Raw genomic sequence first — 1449 nt, forward strand, 5'->3', positions numbered from 1 at the left:
CTACCTGCGGGCGATGTCGATCCGGGTGCTCGAGGAGACCGGGCTGCTGCCGCACCTGAACCCGGGTGTGATGAGCTGGGAGGAGATCTCCCGGCTCAAGCCGGTGGCCCCGTCGATGGGGATGATGCTCGAAACCACCTCCACCCGGTTGTTCACCGACAAGGGCGAATGCCATTACGGCAGCCCGGACAAGGATCCGGCGGTGCGGCTGCGCACCCTCACCGACGCCGGGCGGCTCAGTGTGCCGTTCACCACCGGGATCCTGGTCGGCATCGGCGAGACGGTCCGGGAGCGGGCCGAGTCGATCATGGCGATCCGCAAGTCGCACAAGGCGTTCGGGCACGTCCAGGAGGTGATCGTGCAGAACTTCCTGGCCAAACCGGACACCGCGATGCGCGATGCCCCCGACGCCGGCCTCGAGGAGTTCACCGCGACGATCGCGGTGTCCCGGCTGCTGCTGGGTCCGGGGATGCGGATCCAGTCACCGCCGAATCTGGTGTCGATGACCGAGTGCGCGGCGTTGCTGGGTGCGGGGGTCGACGACTGGGGTGGGGTCTCGCCGCTGACCCCCGATCATGTGAACCCGGAGCGGCCGTGGCCGAACCTGGACACCCTGGCCGAGATCACCGCGGCCGCCGGGTTCGAGCTGACCGAGCGGACGGCGGCGCAGCCGCAGTTCGTGCTGGCCGGCCCGCCGTGGATCGATCCGCGGATCACCGGGCACGTGCACGCCCTCTCCGACCCGGACACCGGGCTCGCCAAGGTCGGCACCATCCCGGTGGGGTTGCCGTGGCAGGAGCCGGACGAGTCCTGGGAGTCGGCGGGGCGGGTGGATCTGCACACCGAGATCGACACCGCCGGCCGCCACACCGACACCCGCAGCGACCTGGGCAGCGCGTTCGGGGACTGGGAGACCGTCCGCGAGCAGGTCCTCGAACTCAGTGGCCCGGTGCGGGTGGACACCGACGTCCTGGCGGCGCTGCGGGCCGCCGAACGCGACCCGGCGGGGCTGTCGGACGACGCGTACCTGGCGTTGGCGACCGCCGACGGTCCGGGTCTGGAGGCGGTGGTGGCGTTGGCCGATGCGCTGCGAAAGGACACGGTCGGGGACGAGGTGACGTATGTGGTGAACCGGAACATCAACTTCACCAACATCTGCTACACCGGGTGCCGGTTCTGTGCGTTCGCGCAGCGCAAGGGGGACGCGGACGCGTTCACCCTGTCCACCGACCAGGTCGCGGACCGGGCCTGGGAGGCGCACGTGGCGGGGGCGACGGAGGTGTGCATGCAGGGTGGTATCGACCCGGAACTGCCGGTCACCGGGTACGCCGATCTGGTGCGGGCGGTCAAGAAGCGGGTGCCGTCGATGCATGTGCACGCGTTCTCGCCGATGGAGATCGTCAACGGCGCCTCCCGGGGTGGGCAGAGCATCCGGGACTGGCTGACCGA

Annotated in this window: 1 protein-coding gene; it reads left to right on the plus strand. The window is 70.2% G+C overall.

Annotation, left to right across the window (positions count from 1 at the left end; translation table 11 throughout):
- Positions 1–1449: 7,8-didemethyl-8-hydroxy-5-deazariboflavin synthase CofG (gene cofG / locus P3H15_RS53935; RefSeq protein WP_276144812.1), on the plus strand; the 1449-nt coding region annotated here is incomplete at both ends.

It is taken from the genome of Rhodococcus sp. T2V (genome assembly GCF_029269925.1).
GTDB classification, from domain to species: domain Bacteria; phylum Actinomycetota; class Actinomycetes; order Mycobacteriales; family Mycobacteriaceae; genus Rhodococcus_F; species Rhodococcus_F koreensis.